The sequence below is a fragment of the Streptomyces sp. NPDC051582 genome, from assembly GCF_040681715.1.
Taxonomy (GTDB): Bacteria; Actinomycetota; Actinomycetes; order Streptomycetales; family Streptomycetaceae; genus Streptomyces.
Genome location: NZ_JBFAZJ010000003.1, coordinates 334,539 through 351,491 on the forward strand (window position 1 = coordinate 334,539; position 16,953 = coordinate 351,491).

Annotated in this window: 16 protein-coding genes and 1 pseudogene; 7 read left to right on the forward strand and 10 right to left on the reverse strand. The window is 72.0% G+C overall.

The features are described from left to right. Positions 1 to 37 precede the first annotated feature (37 nt). The 4 genes from AB0M92_RS07050 to AB0M92_RS07065 form a co-directional block, all read right to left on the reverse strand. A complete protein-coding gene (locus AB0M92_RS07050; protein WP_366101056.1) occupies positions 38 to 1,738 on the reverse strand; it encodes a methylmalonyl-CoA mutase family protein in 1,701 nt (566 codons plus the stop codon). Between the two features lie 86 nt (positions 1,739 to 1,824). Beyond that, positions 1,825 to 2,154, reverse strand: a complete 330-nt coding sequence (locus AB0M92_RS07055; RefSeq protein WP_366101057.1) for a DUF3817 domain-containing protein — start codon at positions 2,152 to 2,154, stop codon at positions 1,825 to 1,827. Positions 2,155 to 2,215: 61 nt separating this feature from the next. Beyond that, positions 2,216 to 2,722, reverse strand: a complete 507-nt coding sequence (locus AB0M92_RS07060; RefSeq protein WP_366101059.1) for a MarR family transcriptional regulator — start codon at positions 2,720 to 2,722, stop codon at positions 2,216 to 2,218. Between the two features lie 21 nt (positions 2,723 to 2,743). Next, positions 2,744 to 3,985 carry an MFS transporter gene (locus AB0M92_RS07065; RefSeq protein WP_366101060.1) on the reverse strand — a complete coding sequence of 414 codons (1,242 nt, stop codon included), beginning with the start codon at positions 3,983 to 3,985 and terminating at the stop codon, positions 2,744 to 2,746. 86 nt (positions 3,986 to 4,071) lie between these two features. Here AB0M92_RS07065 and AB0M92_RS07070 point away from each other — a divergent pair, with 86 nt between their 5' ends. Together AB0M92_RS07070 and AB0M92_RS07075 are read left to right on the forward strand one after the other, a co-directional pair. Further along, positions 4,072 to 5,109, forward strand: a complete 1,038-nt coding sequence (locus AB0M92_RS07070; protein ID WP_366101061.1) for a DUF5937 family protein — start codon at positions 4,072 to 4,074, stop codon at positions 5,107 to 5,109. Between the two features lie 63 nt (positions 5,110 to 5,172). Further along, positions 5,173 to 6,180 carry a glycoside hydrolase family 6 protein gene (locus AB0M92_RS07075; RefSeq protein WP_366101062.1) on the forward strand — a complete coding sequence of 336 codons (1,008 nt, stop codon included), beginning with the start codon at positions 5,173 to 5,175 and terminating at the stop codon, positions 6,178 to 6,180. A gap of 20 nt (positions 6,181 to 6,200) precedes the next feature. On the opposite strand, the pseudogene AB0M92_RS07080 reads toward AB0M92_RS07075, so the two are convergent. From AB0M92_RS07080 to AB0M92_RS07095, 4 genes and pseudogenes are all read right to left on the reverse strand, one after another. Beyond that, positions 6,201 to 8,204, reverse strand: a pseudogene (locus tag AB0M92_RS07080) (kelch motif-containing protein). Between the two features lie 3 nt (positions 8,205 to 8,207). Then, positions 8,208 to 10,007 (reverse strand): cellulose synthase catalytic subunit, encoded by a 1,800-nt coding sequence (locus tag AB0M92_RS07085; protein WP_366101063.1) that lies wholly within the window; start codon positions 10,005 to 10,007, stop codon positions 8,208 to 8,210. Between the two features lie 146 nt (positions 10,008 to 10,153). Beyond that, the gene (locus tag AB0M92_RS07090) at positions 10,154 to 10,444 is read right to left on the reverse strand and encodes an MTH1187 family thiamine-binding protein (protein WP_366101064.1); all 291 of its coding nucleotides are present in this window, start codon (positions 10,442 to 10,444) and stop codon (positions 10,154 to 10,156) included. Continuing rightward, complete coding sequence (locus AB0M92_RS07095; protein ID WP_030153811.1) at positions 10,441 to 10,791, reverse strand: DUF3817 domain-containing protein; 351 nt, start codon at positions 10,789 to 10,791, stop codon at positions 10,441 to 10,443. Before AB0M92_RS07095 ends, AB0M92_RS07090 begins: the two co-directional genes overlap by 4 nt. A 183-nt stretch (positions 10,792 to 10,974) precedes the next feature. On the opposite strand from AB0M92_RS07095, the gene AB0M92_RS07100 reads away from it, so the two are divergent. The 5 genes from AB0M92_RS07100 (at position 10,975) to AB0M92_RS07120 (ending at position 14,378) form a co-directional block, all read left to right on the forward strand. Continuing rightward, entirely contained in the window at positions 10,975 to 11,613 is a 639-nt protein-coding gene (locus AB0M92_RS07100) for an AIM24 family protein (RefSeq protein WP_053689446.1), read from the forward strand. Further along, complete coding sequence (locus AB0M92_RS07105) at positions 11,613 to 12,263, forward strand: AIM24 family protein (RefSeq protein ID WP_366101065.1); 651 nt, start codon at positions 11,613 to 11,615, stop codon at positions 12,261 to 12,263. Before AB0M92_RS07100 ends, AB0M92_RS07105 begins: the two co-directional genes overlap by 1 nt. 26 nt (positions 12,264 to 12,289) lie before the next feature. Continuing rightward, entirely contained in the window at positions 12,290 to 13,105 is an 816-nt protein-coding gene (locus tag AB0M92_RS07110) for an AIM24 family protein (RefSeq protein WP_366101166.1), read from the forward strand. Positions 13,106 to 13,169: 64 nt separating this feature from the next. Continuing rightward, positions 13,170 to 13,646, forward strand: coding sequence for a MarR family transcriptional regulator (locus tag AB0M92_RS07115; protein ID WP_366101167.1), 477 nt, complete (start codon positions 13,170 to 13,172; stop codon positions 13,644 to 13,646). Between the two features lie 153 nt (positions 13,647 to 13,799). Continuing rightward, the gene (locus AB0M92_RS07120; RefSeq protein ID WP_366101066.1) at positions 13,800 to 14,378 is read left to right on the forward strand and encodes a PepSY domain-containing protein; all 579 of its coding nucleotides are present in this window, start codon (positions 13,800 to 13,802) and stop codon (positions 14,376 to 14,378) included. Between the two features lie 241 nt (positions 14,379 to 14,619). Here the strand turns inward: AB0M92_RS07120 and meaB are convergent, their stop codons facing one another. Next, positions 14,620 to 15,579, reverse strand: coding sequence for a methylmalonyl Co-A mutase-associated GTPase MeaB (gene meaB, locus AB0M92_RS07125; protein WP_366101067.1), 960 nt, complete (start codon positions 15,577 to 15,579; stop codon positions 14,620 to 14,622). 49 nt (positions 15,580 to 15,628) lie between these two features. Beyond that, positions 15,629 to 16,834: an acetyl-CoA C-acetyltransferase gene (locus AB0M92_RS07130; protein WP_366101068.1), complete on the reverse strand. Its 1,206-nt coding sequence runs from the start codon at positions 16,832 to 16,834 to the stop codon at positions 15,629 to 15,631. Between the last annotated feature and the right edge of the window lie 119 nt (positions 16,835 to 16,953).

The window sequence follows — 16,953 nt, forward strand, 5'->3', positions numbered from 1 at the left end:
CCCAGAGGGTGCCGCGACCGGCCTCCGGGCCGGCGGATCAGAAGCCCGGCGGCTCCGTGTACGTGCCCCACTCGTCGCGCAGCACGTTGCAGATCTCCCCGAGCGTGGCCTCGGCGCGCACCGCGTCGAGCATCGCCGGGATCATGTTCGACCCGTCGCGGGCCGCGGCCAGCATCGCGTCCAGCGAGGACTTCACCTTCGCGTCGTCGCGCCGCGCCTTGCGGGCCGCCAGGTGCTCCACCTGCACGCGCTCCACCTCGTGGCTGACGCGCAGGATCTCCAGGTCCCCGGTCACCGACCCGTGGTGCACGTTGACGCCGACGACCCGCTTGTCGCCCTTCTCCAGGGACCGCTGGTACTGGAAGGCCGACTCGGCGATCTCCCCGGTGAACCAGCCGTCCTCGATGCCGCGCAGGATGCCCGAGGTGATCGGCCCGATCGGGTGCTGCCCGTCCGGGTGGGCGCGCAGACCGCGCTCCTTGATCTGGTCGAAGATCTTCTCGGCGTCGGCCTCGATGCGGTCGGTCAGCTGCTCCACGTACCAGGAACCGCCCAGCGGGTCGGCCACGTTGGCCACGCCGGTCTCCTCCATCAGCACCTGCTGCGTGCGCAGGGCGATCTCGGCGGCCTGCTCGCTGGGCAGCGCGAGGGTCTCGTCGAGGGCGTTGGTGTGCAGCGAGTTGGTGCCGCCGAGGACGGCCGCGAGGGCCTCGACCGCGGTGCGGACGACGTTGTTGTACGGCTGCTGCGCGGTCAGCGAGACGCCGGCCGTCTGGGTGTGGAAGCGCAGCCACATCGACTTCTCGCTCTGCGCCCCGTACACCTCCTTCATCCAGCGCGCCCAGATCCGGCGGGCGGCGCGGAACTTGGCGATCTCCTCGAAGAAGTCGAGGTGCGCGTCGAAGAAGAAGGAGAGGCCGGAGGCGAAGTGGTCCACGTCCAGACCCCGGGACAGGCCCAGCTCCACGTACCCGAACCCGTCGGCGAGGGTGTACGCGAGCTCCTGCGCGGCCGTGGCCCCGGCCTCGCGGATGTGGTAGCCGGAGACGGACAGCGGCTTGTACGCCGGGATGCCCTCGGCGCAGTACTCCATGAGGTCGCCGATGAGGCGCAGGTGCGGCTCGGGTTCGAAGAGCCACTCCTTCTGGGCGATGTACTCCTTGAAGATGTCCGTCTGGAGCGTCCCGTTGAGCACGGCCGGGTCCACGCCCTGCCGCTCGGCGGCGACCAGGTACATGCAGAAGGCGGGCACGGCCGGGCCCGAGATCGTCATCGAGGTGGTCACGTCGCCCAGCGGGATGTCCTGGAACAGGACCTCCATGTCGGCGGCGGAGTCTATGGCGACCCCGCAGTGGCCGACCTCGCCGAGCGCGCGGGGGTCGTCGGAGTCGCGGCCCATGAGGGTCGGCATGTCGAAGGCCACGGAGAGCCCGCCGCCGCCGGCGGCCAGGATCATCTTGTAGCGCTCGTTGGTCTGCTCCGCGTTGCCGAAGCCGGCGAACTGGCGGATGGTCCAGGTCCGGCCGCGGTATCCGGTGGCGTGCAGGCCGCGGGTGTACGGGTACTCCCCCGGCCAGCCGATGCGCTCGAATCCCTCGTACGCGTCGCCGGGGCGGGGCCCGTAGACGGGATCGACGTCATCCCCGGAGAGCGTGGTGAAATCGGCCTCGCGCTTGCGGGCCTTGTCATAACGGGCCTGCCAGCGGCGGCGGCCCTCCTCGATGGCGTCAGCGTCCATACCCATGAATTTACTAGGACGTCCTAGTAAATGTCGATGGGAAACCCCGGGGAGTCTCCCCGGGGTGTCGGTACGCGAGCCGCGCTCTAGGCGTCGGCGGTGGCCAGATCGCCCTCGACGAGCGGCTCGACCTCGGCGCGGACCTTGCGCTCGACGAAGAAGGCGGCCAGCGGGATCGTGCCGGAGACCAGCACCCACAGCAGCTTCGGGAACGGCCAGCGGGCCTTGGACCCGAGGTCGAAGGCGAACACCAGGTAGATCATGAACAGCACGCCGTGCACCTGCGAGACCGCGAGGGTCAGGTCGGCGCCGGTCTCGAAGCCGTACTTGAAAACCATGCAGGTGCAGAGGATCAACAGCATGACCGCGGTCAGGTAGGCCATGACCCGGTAGCGGGTCAGCACGCTCTTCTTCATGCCGACGAGCCTAACCGTCCGTTTTGCTCGATCTTGACGGGGGCCCGGCGAGCGCGCTCCGCTACTCCTCGAAGTCCGCGGCGGCGACCCGCAGGGGGCGCAGGAGCGCGAAGATCTCCTGGCATTCCTCGGCGTCGTACGCGCGCAGCCCGAAGTCGACGGCCATCAGGTCCTCGGTCGCCGCCTCGACGACCTCGCGCCCCTTGTCCGTGATGGACGCGAGCGTGCCGCGGCCGTCGTTCGGATTGGGCCGCTTGGCCACGAGCCCGGAGCGCACCAGCCGGTCCACCGTGTTCGTCACCGACGTCGGGTGGACCATCAGCCGCTCGCCGATCTTCGACATCGGCAGCTCACCGGCCTTGGAGAAGGTGAGCAGCACCAGCGCCTCGTACCGGGCGAAGGTCAGCCCGTACGGCTTGACCACCGCGTCGACCTCGCCGAGCAGGATCTGGTGCGCGCGCATGATCGAGGTGATGGCGGCCATCGAGGGCACCGGCCCCCAGCGGCGCTGCCAGAGCTCGTCGGCGCGGGCGATGGGGTCGAAGGGGAGGCTGAGCGGCTTGGACACGCACCCGACCCTACCGGGCGGTCATTTGGCGGCGGGCCCCGTCTCATTCTTCGGTCGGCCCTCCCGCGGGCCCGCGGACCGCAGTTCGGCGAGGAGGAGCAGGACCACCGCCGTACCGAGCACACCCGCGCCCGCGACGACCGCGTGCACCGGCAGGAATTCGGCGGCCAGCCCGGCCAGGGCCATGCCGACGCCCTGGAGGGTCATCAGCCCGGTGCTCAGCAGGGTCATCGCCCGGCCGCGCAGCGCGTCCGGGACGGCGTCGACGTACCACTGGTCGAGGCCGAGGGTGTAGGCGTGCGCCAGCCCGGCGAGCAGCAGGGCGGCGAGCACGGCCGTCACTCCGGGCCGGAAGGCGTAGACGAGCAGCGGCAGCAGGCCGGCGGCCGCGAGCGGGGCGACGATCCGGGAACGGGTGCGCGGGCCGAGCACCGAGCCGGCCCACAGTTCACCCGCGATGGTGCCGACGGGCAGCGCGCACATCATCACTCCCAGGGCGGCGGTGCCGGCGCCGATGCCGTCGGCGTACGGAACGAGCAGCGCCTCGGGGGCGATGACGAAGACGGGCGGCAGCCAGAACAGCAGGATCAGGGCGCGCCGCCGGCGGTCGCCGAGGACGGCCCGCGCCCCGGCGAGCGGGGAGGTGCGGGCGGCGGCGCGGGCGGGACGGGAGCGGGTGCCGAAGCGCAGCAGCAGGGCCGAGCAGAGGAAACCGGCGGCGGTCAGCGCGATGGCGGCGCGCGGGGCGAGGACGGTGAGCAGCAGCCCGCCGAGACCGAAGCCGATGAGCTGGGCGCTCTGGGCCACCATGCGCATGAGGGAGCGGCCGAGGACGTAGCCGTCGCCGGGCCCGAGGACGTCGGCCAGCGAGGCGTTGCGCGTGCCCTGGAACAGCGGGGCGACGAAGGCCATGGCGCAGCGCAGGACGAGCAGCCCGGCGACGGGGGTGGCGGGCAGGACCATGGCCGTCGCGCAGGCGGCGCAGACGAGGTCGCAGCCGACGAGCACCCGCCGGGCGGGCCGCCGGTCGGCGACCCCGGCGAGGAGGGTGCCGCCGAGGGCGTACGGGAGGAAGCCGAGCGCGAAGGTGAGCGCGCTCATCAGGGGCGAGCCGGTCGCGCGGAACACGAGGACGGTGAGGGCGATCTCGGCGACGACGGTCCCGAGTACGGAGAGCAGGTGCGCGGCGAACACGGGCCGGAACTCCCCGACCCGGAAAACGGACCGGTAGCCGCCCGCGGCCTCGTTGACGGTGATGGACATACGGAGACCCTGCGGGGCTACCGTGGGCGTACGGCAGTGATTCGTCCTGCGGCGAATCACTCACGCATCACGCGCCCGGGAGGGACATGGCGTTCCACTTCCGGTTCGGGGCCGGGGACCTGCTCCGCTGCCGGTTCTCCGTCTCGCCCCGCTGGGAGACCCAGGAAGCGGTACGGACCCTGCTGCGGCCGGCCCGCCAGCAGTACCACCTGCCTTGGCTGCGCCGCATCGGCGCGGCCGCCGACGGCCTCGACCTGCGCCCCCTGTGGCTCCTGATGCCGCAGAGCGGACACAACCCCGACTTCCTGAGCCCGCCCCCGCTCGGCCCCACCGTGACCTTCGAGGAGGAGCTGGCCCGCGTCCGCTCGGCGGCGGCCGCCGCGGATCCGGAGGCCGTGCGGGAGGACCTGCGGCGCTCCCTCGTCTGCACGCCGGGCGCCGCCGAGAGCGAGCTCGGGCGGCGGATGCTCGCCGATCCGGTGCGCGCCGTACGGGAGCTGGCCGACCTCTTCGAGCAGGCCTGGGCGGCGCTGATCGCCCCGCACTGGCCCCGGCTGCGGTCCCTGCTGGAGGCCGACATCGTGTTCCACTCGCGGCGGCTCGCCGCCGGCGGGCTGGAGGCGCTGTTCGACGGCCTGCACCCGGACCTGCGCTGGTCGGACGGGACGCTCACCATCGACCGCCCCACCCACCACGACCGCTCCCTCGACGGGCAGGGCCTGCTCCTCATGCCGAGCGCGTTCGTCTGGCCGGAGGTGGTGGGCGGCTACGACCCGCCCTGGCAGCCGACGCTGGTGTACCCGGCCCGCGGCATCGGCGCGCTGTGGACGGGCTCGGCGGGCCCGACCCCGCAGGCGCTCGCGCGGCTGCTGGGCCGGGGCCGGGCCGACGTGCTGTGCGCGCTCGACGAACCGGCTTCCACGACGGACCTGGCCCACCGGCTGGGCCTGGCTCCGGCCACGGTCTCGGCGCACCTCAAGGCCCTGCACGGCGCGGGCCTGCTGATCTCGGCCCGGCACGGTCACCGGGTCCTGTACGAGCGCACCCCGCTCGCCATCGCCCTGGCGACGGGCGGCCGGCCCCGGAGGCAGGCAGGCAGGTCCGGTGTCGCGGAACCGGGGTGACTGACCGTCATGTCACGATGTGCCGGTCGTGATTTCCGTGTGTCGACCCTTCGAGGAACCCGGATGCCAGGCCGCCCCCGCCCCAGATCCCTCGCCGCCGCGCTCGGCGTCGCGCTGCTGATCGCCGCGGTCCCCGGCTGCGGGAGCGAGGAGTCCGCCCCCTCGCCCGCGCCCGCCGAGGCCGCGCCCGCCGGATCCCCGTACTGGGTGGACCCGGAGAGCGACGCGGCCCGGCAGGTCGCCGCCTGGGAGGCGCAGGGCCGCAACGGCGAGGCGCAGCTGCTGCGCCGGATCGCGGAACGGCCCATGGCCCTGTGGGGGCCGGGCGACGACCCCGGTCCCGCGATCCGCCGGGCCGCGAAGGGCGCGAAGGCGGCGGGCCGGGTCCTCCTCCTCACGGCGTACAACATCCCCCACCGCGACTGCGGCCTGCACTCGGCGGGCGGGGCCACGGGCGCCACCGCGTACCGCGACTGGATCGGAGCCTTCGCCGACGCCGTCGGCGACGCCAGGGCGGTGGTGGTCCTGGAGCCGGACGCCGTCCCGCACGTCGTGGACGGCTGCACCCGGGCCGCCCACCACGAGGAGCGCCTGCGGCTGCTCTCGGAGGCCGTCACCCGGCTGAAGAGGAACCGGAACACCAAGGTCTACCTGGACGCCGGCAATCCGGCCTGGATCCCGGACCCGATGAAGCTCGTCGAGCCCCTCTTCAGGGCCGGGCTCGGGCAGGCCGACGGCTTCTCCCTCAACGTCTCCAACTTCCAGCCCGACGCGGCCGGCCGGGAGTACGGCGCCCGGATCTCCGCGGCCGCCCACGGCAAGCACTTCGTCATCGACACCAGCCGCAACGGCCAGGGCCCGCTCCCGGGCGGCGGCCACGAGTCCTGGTGCAATCCGCCGGGCCGCGCCCTCGGGATCGCGCCGACCGACCGGACGGGCGACCCGCTCGTCGACGCGTACCTCTGGATCAAGCGGCCCGGGGAGTCCGACGGGCCCTGCCGCGGCGGCCCGGCGGCGGGCCGCTGGTGGCCGGAGTACGCGCTGGGCCTGGCGAGCCGCGCCGCGCGGTAGCCGGCCGCCCGCGCCCCCGTCTACGGCTCCGGCTCCGGCCCCGGCTCCTCCCCCGACGGCCGCTGCGGCTCCCGTACCCGGATCCAGCGGGCCTGCGAGGGCGTGCCCTCCGCATCCGTCGCGAACAGCATGTACCAGCCCGGCGGCACCAGCGACGGGTCCTTCGGCACCTCGACCGTCACCGACCCGGCCCCCCGCGTCAGCCCGAGCTCGATCGAGCGCTGCTCCACGTCCGTGGTGTGCGTGACCGCGCTCGGCCGCATCAGCCGGGCCCGCCGGATCCGCTCCGGGTGCGCCGTCGCGAACGTGGCCCGGCCGCCTCGGCCCACCTCGGCCGGCCCGGCGCCCAGGGCCGGCCGCAGCGCCGGGTTCCGGTAGAGGTAGGGCGGCGAGTACACCTCCAGCCGGTGCTCGAACTTGCCGAGCCGGGTGTTGTCCTTGTCCGCGAAGAGCGGGTCGGAGCCGAAGGTCGCGATCCGCCCGTCGGGCAGCAGCAGCGCCTAGGAGTGGTAGTTGCGGCCCACCGTCGGATCGGCGGCGGCCACGAAGGAGTCGGTGCGCGGGTAGTAGAACTGCGCCTTGTACACGTCGCTGGCGCCCCGGCCCCGGTAGTCGCGGGAGCCGCCCGTGGTGAACACGGAGTCGTCCGGCAGCAGCACGCTGCTCAGGTACCGGGTGCCCTGCGGCAGCCGCGCGGAGGAGCGGAAGACGGGGTCGTCCTCCTTGAGGTCCACGATCGCCGTCCGGCTCGACGACAGCTTCGACTCGCCCACCCCGCCGCCGCCCAGCACCATCACCCGCTGGTCCTGGGCGGGGGGCAGCAGCACCGAGGACGAGGTCTCCAGCTGGTCGGGGTCGGTCAGCCCCGCCACCTTCGTGAACGTGTTGGCCGTCAGATCCCACACGCCGGGCTCGCGCCCCTTGTCCGCCGGGCCGTAGCCCGCGTTGGACCCGGTGTAGAGCAGCTTGCCGCCCTGCACGAGGAAGAGCGCGGGGTAGGTCGGGAAGTAGCGGGAGGGGCCGCGGGTCCACTTCCTCGTCTTCGGGTCGTAGTACTCGTTGTCGCCGGGGACCACGTCCCCCACGTCGTTGAGCCCGGAGACCGCGAGGACCCGCCCGTCCTGGAGGGGCACCAGCGTCGGGTACCAGCGGGCGTCCTTCATCGGGTCGACGGGGACGTACTTCTCGGCCTTCGGGTCGAACTCGTACGCCGACCTGATGCCCTGGAAGTCCTGCTTCTCGACGCTGAGGCGCTCCGCGAGCCCGTAGACGTCGTCGGCGTCCTTCCCCTTGAGCCCGAGGACCCGGTACTGCGCCGCCTCGGTCGTCAGCCCCTCGGCACCCGTCTTCACCGCCTCGACGAAGACCCGCGCCTCCGAGGCGACCACCTTGCTCCGCCAGGGTTTCAGGTGGCCCTTCTTCCCGTACGTGATCTCGAACTCGCGCTTGGCCTTCGGCACGGTGACGTCGAACTTCGACACGTACTCGACTCCGGACGGGGACCGGAACCGGGTGCCCTTCTTCAGCCGGGCCACTTTGTCGGGGCTCTCGTTCTTGACCCGCATGCCGCCGCCCGCGCGGGTCACCTTCCCGTCGAGGACCTCGTAGCGGGCGGTGCCGCCCGCCACCAGCAGCCGCCCGTCCGGCAGCTGGCTGTGGCCGGAGCAGAAGAAGTCCTCGGGCGTCGGGATCTTCTTGAAGCTGTCGTCCCGCGGGTCCCACAGGACGGTGTCGAAGGTGCCCCGGTCGAACTTCCTCTGGTTGTTGCCGGAGCCCGCGATCAGCAGCACCTTGCCCGTGTGCAGCAGGGCCGCGTGCATCGCGTTGATCCGGTACTCCTCGGGGAGCCGGACCTGCCCCCACGAGCCGTACTGGATCTTGTAGCTGGACTGCCCGATCTTGTACGAGTGGTAGCGCTCCTGCGCGAAGGACAGCGCGGCGGGGGCGTTGAGCGCGGCCAGCACCACCACGGCCCCGGTGCCCAGCACGGTGTTCTTGAACTGCTTCGACGGCCGGTGGGCCATGGGTCAGCTCCCTCCCGTCGGCGTGGCGAACGCCGGCTCCGGCTCCTCGCCCGGCCCGTGGCCGAGCCCGAGGACCGGGGACCCGGCGGCCCGGGAGGGGGCGGCGGCCCGGGCGCGGCCCCCGCGCAGCAGGGTCCAGGCCCACACCGCCACCGGTGCGAGGGCGATGAGCAGGGCGAGCACCGCCCAGGTGCGCATGGCGGCGTGCGTGTGGCCCAGGCGGACCGAGGCCGCGAGGGAGAGGGCCAGGACGGCGGCCCAGCCGAGGTGGATCCGGAAGGTCGCCGGCCGGTCGGGGCTGGCGTCGCCGCCCTTGGGGGTGACGACGAACCCGCCCCGGGTGCGCATCAGGGCCGAGGCCAGCGAGGCGAGGTAGACGGGGGCGCAGATCGCGGACATGGCCATGCCGGCCAGGCCTCCGGAGCCGTCGGGCTCGTGGGGGGAGACGTTGTGCCGGCGGTTCCACAGGTACAGCCCCACCTGGAGGGCGGCGGCGTCGGTGTAGAGCATGAGCCAGACCTCGGAGGAGACCTGGGTGCCGGAGGCGCCGAACCACAGGAACAGGACGCAGCTGAGGATGCCGAGGAGCCAGTTGACGGCCGTCATCGGGTAGTAGACGAGCATCAGCGTGTAGTTGAGGGCCCGCCCCGGGGGCATCCGGAAGAAGCCTTTCCAGTACTGCCGCAGGAGGGTCTCGTACGTCCCCCGCGACCAGCGCAGCTGCTGCGTGAAGAAGTCGGTCCACGAGGCCGGGCCCTCGCCGACGGCGAGCACGTCGGGGGTGTAGACCGACCTCCAGAACCGCCCGGTGGCCGGATTGCGCCGGCGGTGCAGCTCGAAGCCGGTCGCCATGTCCTCGGTGAGGGAGTCGTAGAGCCCGCCGATCTGCCGGAGGGCGCTGATCCGTACGGCGTTGTTGGTGCCGACGAACATGGGGGCGCCGTAGCGGTTGCCGGCGCGCTGGATCAGCGCGTGGAAGAGGTACTGCTGGGATTCGGCGGCCTTGGTGACGGCGCCGGTGTAGTTGCCGTACACCTGCGGGCCGACGACGAAGGCGATGTCCGGGTCGCGGAAGTAGCCGAGCATCCGCTCCAGGAAGTTCGCCAGCGGGACGTGGTCGGTGTCGACGGAGGCGAAGAACTCGTAGTCGTCGCCGTGCGCGACCAGCCAGGCGTTGTAGTTGCCGTGCTTGGTCCGCTCCCGGTGGGGGCCCTTGGGGGTGTTCCAGCCGGCGATGCCCTTGCGGGTGAAGTGGCGTACGCCGAGCTCCGCGCACAGGGCCCGGACCTCGGGGTCGTCCCCCTCGTCGAGCAGCCATACGTCGAGCGGGCCGTCGTGGCGCAGGGCGACCGCCCCCAGGAGGGTGCCCCGCACCATGGCGAGCGGCTCCTTGCCGGGGACGTACGTGGTCAGGAAGGCGACCTTGGTGCCGGGTTCGGGCGGCACCGGTACGGGATCGCGGGCGACCATCGTGGCGTGGGCCACCGACAGGACGTTGACCAGCATGAAGAGCATGATCAGCGCGATGGATACGAGCATCGCGGCGTCGAGGTGGACCAGCCAGCGCTCGCCGCCCTCGCGGACGGTCCAGTGCGCGGGCCAGACGAGGTAGAGCAGCAGGCCGGCCGCGGCGAGCGGGGCCAGGGCCATCAGGAGGACGGCGCGTATTCGGGTGCGGAGCTGCTCGCGCGACAACAGGGAGCGGTAGCCCACGCGGTAGGGGGCGGCGGCGGTGCGGTCCGGCTCCGCGAACGGGCCGGCGAGCTGGCTGTGGGTCTCGTAGTCGAAGCCTTCCGGCCGCACGGCCCCTCCAGTGCTCGAAGCCCAGGGTTATATCACCACGAAAGGTGACAAACCCTGGGCGTGTCGAACGGGGCTCGGCCGAACGGGGGGTTCCGCGCACCCGCCTGCGGACAGGGCCGTCCGGGTGGCGGGGACGGGGGGGTGGCCTAGGCCAGGTGGCGCTCCACCGTTTCCACCTTGGTCGTCAGGCCGCCGACCACCCCGGGGCGGATGTCGGCCTTGAGGACCAGCGAGACCCGCGGCGCCCTCTCCTCCACCGCGGCCACCGCGCGCTTGACCACGTCCATCACCTCGTCCCACTCCCCCTCGATCGAGGTGAACATGGCGTCCGTGCGGTTCGGCAGTCCCGACTCCCGTACGACGCGCACCGCGTCGGCCACGTACTCGCCGACCTCTTCGCCGACCCCCAGCGGGGTCACCGAGAACGCGACGATCACGCTGCGTTCGCCGCCTCGCGCCGGGCGCGGGCCGCCATGACGCTGTCGGCCTCCTCGCGCTTGAGGAGCTTGTCGCCGTAGAGGCCGCCGAAGGGCAGCAGCGCCAGCAGGAAGAACAGGGCGACCTTCTTGACCGGCCACTTCGCCTTGTTCCACACGTCCAGCAGGAAGACCGCGTAGATGACGAACAGGATCCCGTGCAGGATGCCGAGCGGCATCATCAGGTAGTCGATGTCGGAGATCCGGCTCAGCACCGATCCGAAGATCAGCAGGGCCGGGAACGACAGCGCCTCCGGTACGGAGATGAGGCGCAGCCGGTGCAGGGCGGAAGCGGTCTTGATGTCCACGATGAGCCTTCGGGGTGGTGGCCGGGGGTCCGTTCCAGTCTCTCAGCCGCGCTGCCGGATCTTGAGGCGGGGCCGCCGCCGCGGGCGGGCGGCGGGGTGTCCCGGGTGTGTGAGATGCCGCAGTCGCCGGATATCGGCCACCGGGCCCTGTTCGCCTCCGCCCGCTGCCGATAACGTCATCCCGTGGCTCAGTTCCGACTCCAAGGCAGCAAGGTGCTGGCCGTCGACCTGACCGGGGACGCCGTGAAAGCGAAGAACGGCTCCATGGTCGCGTACGACGGTCAGATGGCCTTCAAGAAGATGACCGGCGGCGGCGAAGGTTTGCGCGGCATGGTGACCCGTCGGCTGACGGGTGAGCAGATGACCGTGATGGAAGTGCAGGGGCACGGCACCTGCTTCTTCGCCGACCGCGCGAGCGAGATCAATCTGGTCAACCTGCGCGGCGAGAAGCTGTACGTGGAGTCCAGCAACCTCCTGTGCACCGACGCCGGCCTGCGCACCGGCACCACCTTCACCGGCCTGCGCGGCGGGGCGACGGGCAACGGCCTGTTCACCACCACCGTCGAGGGCAGCGGGCAGGCGGCGATCATGTCCGACGGGCCGGCGGTGGTGCTGCGCGTCAGCGCCCAGTACCCGCTCTCCGTCGACCCGGGGGCGTACATCGCGCACACCGGGAACCTCCAGCAGTCCTTCCAGTCGGGGATCAACTTCCGCACCCTGATCGGCGAGGGTTCGGGCGAGGCGTTCCAGATCCGCTTCGAGGGCGAGGGCCTGGTCTACGTGCAGCCCAGCGAGCGCAACACCATCGGGGGCGACATCTGATGCCGTTCCGCGAGATCAACTCGAAGATGGTCGAGGCCCAGGTGATCCCGGGGCAGAAGATGTTCAGCCAGCGCGGCGCGATGCTCGCGTACCGCGGCGAGGTCTCCTTCACCCCGAGTCTGACGGGCGGTCAGGGCGGGGTGATGGGCATGATCGGGCGCCGCGTGGCGAACGAGCAGACCCCGCTGATGTCGGTCGAGGGCAGCGGCACCGTGATGTTCGGCCACGGCGGCCACCACATCCAGGTGATCAACCTGACCGGCGAGACCCTGTACGTCGAGGCCGACCGGCTGCTCGCCTTCGACGGCACGCTCCAGCAGGGCACGATGTTCATGGGCTCGCAGGGTGGTGTCATGGGCATGGTCCGCGGCCAGGTGACCGGCCAGGGCCTGTTCACCACCACCCTCAAGGGGCACGGCGCGGTCGCCGTGATGGCCCACGGCGGGGTCATCGAGCTCCCCATCACCCCGAACCGGCCGATCCACGTCGACCCGCAGGCGTACGTGGCCCACCACGGGGACGTCCGGAACAAGCTCTCCGCGGCGCTCGGCTGGCGGGACATGGTGGGGCGCGGCTCGGGCGAGGCGTTCCAGCTGGAGCTCTCGGGTCAGGGAGCGGTGTACGTACAGGCCTCGGAGGAGAAGCTGTGAGTCATTACGCCGGAACGAACGGCCCCGTGACGGGCGGGCCCGGCGCCCCGACGGTCTTCGACCCGCACTCCCTGCCCTCCGACGACAACGTGAACGCGTACACCTTCTGCGTGGAGCTCAAGGGGAGCCAGTGGTTCCTGCAGAAGGGCAAGATGATCGCCTACTACGGGCGCATCGAGTTCAACGGCGTCGGCAACGGCCGCTTCGACCGGCTCCTGCGCACGAGCTTCCACTCGCCGATGCACGCCGCCGACTGGGTGGTGGCCGAGGGCCAGGGCAAGATGCTGCTGGCCGACCGGGCCTTCGACGTGAACTCGTACGACCTGGACAACGGGAACCTGACGATCAGGTCGGGGAACCTGCTGGCCTACCAGCCCTCGCTCGCCCTGAAGCAGTCGATCGTGCCCGGGTTCCTGACCCTGATCGGTACGGGGAAGTTCGTGGCGGCGTCCAACGGACCGGTGGTGTTCATGGAGCCGCCGCTGCGCGTGGACCCGCAGGCGCTGGTGGGCTGGGCGGACTGCCCGTCCCCCTGCCACCACTACGACCACGGCTACATGTCGGGCGTCATCGGCGGGCTGCGCTCGCTGACGGGCATCGGCGGCAGCTCCGGCGAGGAACACCAGTTCGAGTTCGTCGGGGCCGGGACGGTGCTGCTGCAGTCCTCGGAGACGCTGATGGCGGAGCAGGCGATCGGGGCCGTGGGCGCCGGCGCGGAGTCGGCGGGCGTGCCCGGGGCCGGTTACGGCGGCGGGCACGGGCAGCAGGGTCCGCTGGGCCAGCTGGGCGTGCCGCGGATGCCGGGGCAGCTGGGTGACATCCAGCGGCGCCTGGGACTCTGACATATTCGACCATTCTTCTTTGTACGTAATTCAACTTCTTAGGTAGAGTTCATTCATGGAGACCATGGAGACCGAGACGGCCACACGCTGGCTGACCGAGGCCGAGCAGTGCACCTGGCGCACCCACCTGGACGTCAGCCGGCTGCTGATGCACCAGCTGGAAAAGGATCTCCAGCCCTTCGGACTCACCAACAACGACTACGAGATCCTGGTGAACCTCTCGGAGTCCGAGGGCCACCGGATGCGGATGAGCGATCTCGCGACGTCGACGCTCCAGTCCAAGAGCCGGCTGTCCCACCAGATCACCCGCATGGAGACCGCGGGCCTGGTCGTGCGGGTGAACTGCGAGTCCGACCGCCGGGGGCTGTACGCGGTCCTGACCGACGGGGGCATGGAGCTGATGCAGAAGGTCGCCCCGCACCACGTGGCGTCCGTGCGCCGGCACTTCATCGACCTGCTGCCGCCGGAGGCCCTGGCGGCGCTGCGCGCCTCGCTGGGGCCGGTCGCGAACCACCTGCGGGACGAGCGCGGCAAGGCCTGACGCCCGCGGGGCGGCGGCGGGGCGACGGTCGGGCGGCGGCGCCCGGCCGGGGTGCCGTCCGCCGCGGCTGCCCCGAGAATTGGGTGACAACGCTCGCTCGCCGGCCGCCCGCCGAGCAACCGTAAGCGCATGGCCGGCCAGAGGAGGTCAGCCATGCAGCGCAAGCACAAGGCGGCCGTCCCGGCCGCAGCCGCGGCCGCGGCCGCGCTCCTGATCGCCGGGGGCCCGGTGGCGGCCGCCGCGGCGCACACCGCCGACGCGGCGGGAACCGCCCCCGCGGCCGCCCCGGCCCGCGCCGACGTGGACGCCGCGGGCGCGGCCGCCGCCGCCCTGAAGAGGTACCCCGGTGTCGTGACGTCCCTCGACAAGGACGGCCCCGTCTGGCACGTCGACATCATCGGCAAGAGCGGCAAGCACGCGGAGCTGACGGTCGACACCCGCACCGGCAAGGTGTTCACCGAGAACGCGGACGACGACGGCGACGACGACAGCGGGAACAAGGCGTCGGCCGCCGCGAAGGTCACCGCCCAGCAGGCGATGAAGGCGGCCGTCGCCGCCCACGCGGGCCAGGTCCGGTCCGTGGAGTGGGACGACGATGACGACAACGGCTCCCGTTACTGGAACGTCGAGATCCAGTCCGGGGACAAGAGCACCAACGTGCACGTCGACGCCACGTCGGGCAAGGCCACGGTGTCCGGGTCGGACTCGGACGACGACGGCGGCGACAACTGACGCGCGCCGGTCCGCGGGTTCCCGTGCGGACCTGATCGGGCGCCCCTAGACTGGCGAACGCCCGGATTACCCCGATCTTCGAGGGAGTGGCGTCATGGCCAAGCGCGGCAACAAGAAGCGAGCACGCAAGAAGAAGAAGGCGAACCACGGCAAGCGTCCCAACGCCTGACCGTCGGTCCCGCAGACGTACGAGAGCCGCGCCCCGCGAACCCGGGGCGCGGCTCTCGCGTGAAGTGGTGCGTCAGGACTCCGTGAGCGTCGCCAGGAGCGTGTCCGCGGCCGCGTACGGGTCCAGCTCGCCGGCCGCGACCCGGGCCGCGAGGGCGTCGAGGTGCGCGTCCCCGCGCACGTCCGCCATCTTGGCCCGCAGGGCCGTCACCGCGATGGTCTCCACCTCGCGCGCGGCCCGGACCGTACGCCGCTCGGCCAGCACCCCGCGCTCGTCCATCCACGCGCGGTGCTTCTCCAGGGCCTCGACCAGCTCGTCGATGCCCTGGCCGCGCGCCGCGACCGTCTTGACGATCGGCGGCCGCCAGTCGCCCGCGCCCCGGGACTCCCCGAGGCCCAGCATGTGGTTCAGCTCCCGGGCGGTGGCGTCGGCGCCGTCGCGGTCCGCCTTGTTCACCACGTACACGTCGCCGATCTCCAGGATGCCCGCCTTCGCGGCCTGGATCCCGTCGCCCATACCGGGCGCCAGCAGCACCACCGAGGTGTCGGCCTGCGCGGCGATCTCCACCTCCGACTGTCCGACCCCGACCGTCTCGACCAGGATCACCTCGCAGCCGGCCGCGTCCAGCACCCGGATCGCCTGCGGGGCGGCCCAGGCCAGGCCGCCCAGGTGGCCGCGGGTGGCCATGGAGCGGATGTAGACCCCCGGGTCGGAGGCGTGGTCCGACATCCGGACCCGGTCGCCGAGCAGCGCACCGCCGGAGAACGGCGAGGACGGGTCGACGGCGAGGACGCCGACCCGCTTGCCGGCCTTGCGGTACGCGGAGACCAGCGCCGAGGTGGAGGTGGACTTGCCGACGCCCGGGGAGCCGGTCAGGCCCACCACGTACGCCCCGCCCGTCAGCGGGGCCAGGGCCGCCATCACCTCGCGCAGCTGCGGGGACGCCCCCTCGACCAGCGAGATCAGCCGGGCCACCGCTCTCGGCCTGCCCTCACGCGCCTGGGCCACCAGCTGGGGGACGTCCACCGTCATACGTGCTGCGCTCCTCGGTTCGGTTGGGGAAGGTCCGGCGGGCCGGGGGTTACTTCTTCTTCGGGACGCGGACGATCAGGGCGTCGCCCTGGCCCCCGCCGCCGCACAGCGCGGCCGCGCCGGTCCCGCCGCCCCGGCGCGCGAGCTCCAGGGCCAGGTGCAGCACCACGCGGGCGCCGGACATGCCGATCGGGTGGCCCAGGGCGATGGCGCCACCGTTGACGTTCACCCTTTCCGGGGTCACGCCAAGATCCTTCATTGACTGTACGGCGACCGCCGCGAAGGCCTCGTTGATCTCGATGAGGTCCAGGTCGGAGACCTGGAGCCCCTCCTTCTTCAGGGCGTGCAGGATCGCGTTCGACGGCTGCGACTGCAGCGAGTTGTCGGGACCGGCCACATTGCCGTGGGCGCCGATCTCGGCGATCCACTCCAGGCCGAGCTCCTCGGCCTTCGCCTTGCTCATCACGACCACGGCGGCGGCGCCGTCGGAGATCTGCGAGGAGGTGCCGGCGGTGATCGTGCCGTCCTTCGCGAAGGCCGGGCGCAGCTTGCCGAGGGACTCGGCCGTGGTCTCCGGGCGGATGCCCTCGTCCTGGGCGAAGAGGACCGGGTCGCCCTTGCGCTGCGGGATCTCGACGGGGACGATCTCGGCCTCGAAGACGCCGTTCTTCTGCGCGGCGGCGGCCCGCTGGTGCGAGGCGGCGGCGAACTCGTCCTGCGGGGCGCGCTCGATGCCCAGGCGGCTGTTGTGCTTCTCGGTGGACTCGCCCATCGCGATGTTCTCGAAGGCGTCGGTGAGGCCGTCGTAGGCCATCGCGTCGAGCATCTCGATCGCGCCGTACTTGAAGCCCTCTCGGGACTTCGGCAGCAGGTGCGGGGCGTTGGTCATGGACTCCTGGCCGCCCGCGACCACGATGTCGAACTCGCCCGCGCGGATCAGCTGGTCGGCCAGCGCGATCGCGTCGAGGCCGGAGAGGCACACCTTGTTGATCGTGAGCGCCGGGACGTTCATGGGAATGCCGCCCTTGACCGCTGCCTGGCGCGCCGGGATCTGGCCCGCACCGGCCTGGAGCACCTGCCCCATGATCACGTATTGCACCTGGTCACCGGCGATGCCGGCCCGCTCCAGCGCGGACTTGATGGCGAACCCGCCGAGATCGGCGCCGGAGAAGGACTTCAGCGAACCGAGCAGCCGCCCCATGGGCGTGCGGGCCCCGGCGACGATCACTGACGTGGTGTTGTTCGTTCCGGACATGGAGCACAGCCCCTTGAAGATGAGGGTGAACGAGGGTTTACATGAATGTACTGAGCAGTACCCGCGCCGTCACCGGGCAGTCGGTGTGATCGCTGGCACGTTGCGTGACGGGCCTCCGC

Excerpts from the sequence above, each read along its gene's own strand:
- AB0M92_RS07050 (WP_366101056.1), bottom strand. The coding sequence starts at position 1,738 with ATGGACGCTGACGCCATCGAGGAGGGCCGCCGCCGCTGGCAGGCCCGT.
- AB0M92_RS07055 (WP_366101057.1), bottom strand. The coding sequence starts at position 2,154 with ATGAAGAAGAGCGTGCTGACCCGCTACCGGGTCATGGCCTACCTGACC.
- AB0M92_RS07065 (WP_366101060.1), bottom strand. The coding sequence starts at position 3,985 with ATGTCCATCACCGTCAACGAGGCCGCGGGCGGCTACCGGTCCGTTTTC.
- AB0M92_RS07070 (WP_366101061.1), top strand. The coding sequence starts at position 4,072 with ATGGCGTTCCACTTCCGGTTCGGGGCCGGGGACCTGCTCCGCTGCCGG.
- AB0M92_RS07075 (WP_366101062.1), top strand. The coding sequence starts at position 5,173 with ATGCCAGGCCGCCCCCGCCCCAGATCCCTCGCCGCCGCGCTCGGCGTC.
- AB0M92_RS07105 (WP_366101065.1), top strand. The coding sequence starts at position 11,613 with ATGCCGTTCCGCGAGATCAACTCGAAGATGGTCGAGGCCCAGGTGATC.
- AB0M92_RS07115 (WP_366101167.1), top strand. The coding sequence starts at position 13,170 with ATGGAGACCGAGACGGCCACACGCTGGCTGACCGAGGCCGAGCAGTGC.
- AB0M92_RS07120 (WP_366101066.1), top strand. The coding sequence starts at position 13,800 with ATGCAGCGCAAGCACAAGGCGGCCGTCCCGGCCGCAGCCGCGGCCGCG.
- meaB (WP_366101067.1), bottom strand. The coding sequence starts at position 15,579 with ATGACGGTGGACGTCCCCCAGCTGGTGGCCCAGGCGCGTGAGGGCAGG.
- AB0M92_RS07130 (WP_366101068.1), bottom strand. The coding sequence starts at position 16,834 with ATGTCCGGAACGAACAACACCACGTCAGTGATCGTCGCCGGGGCCCGC.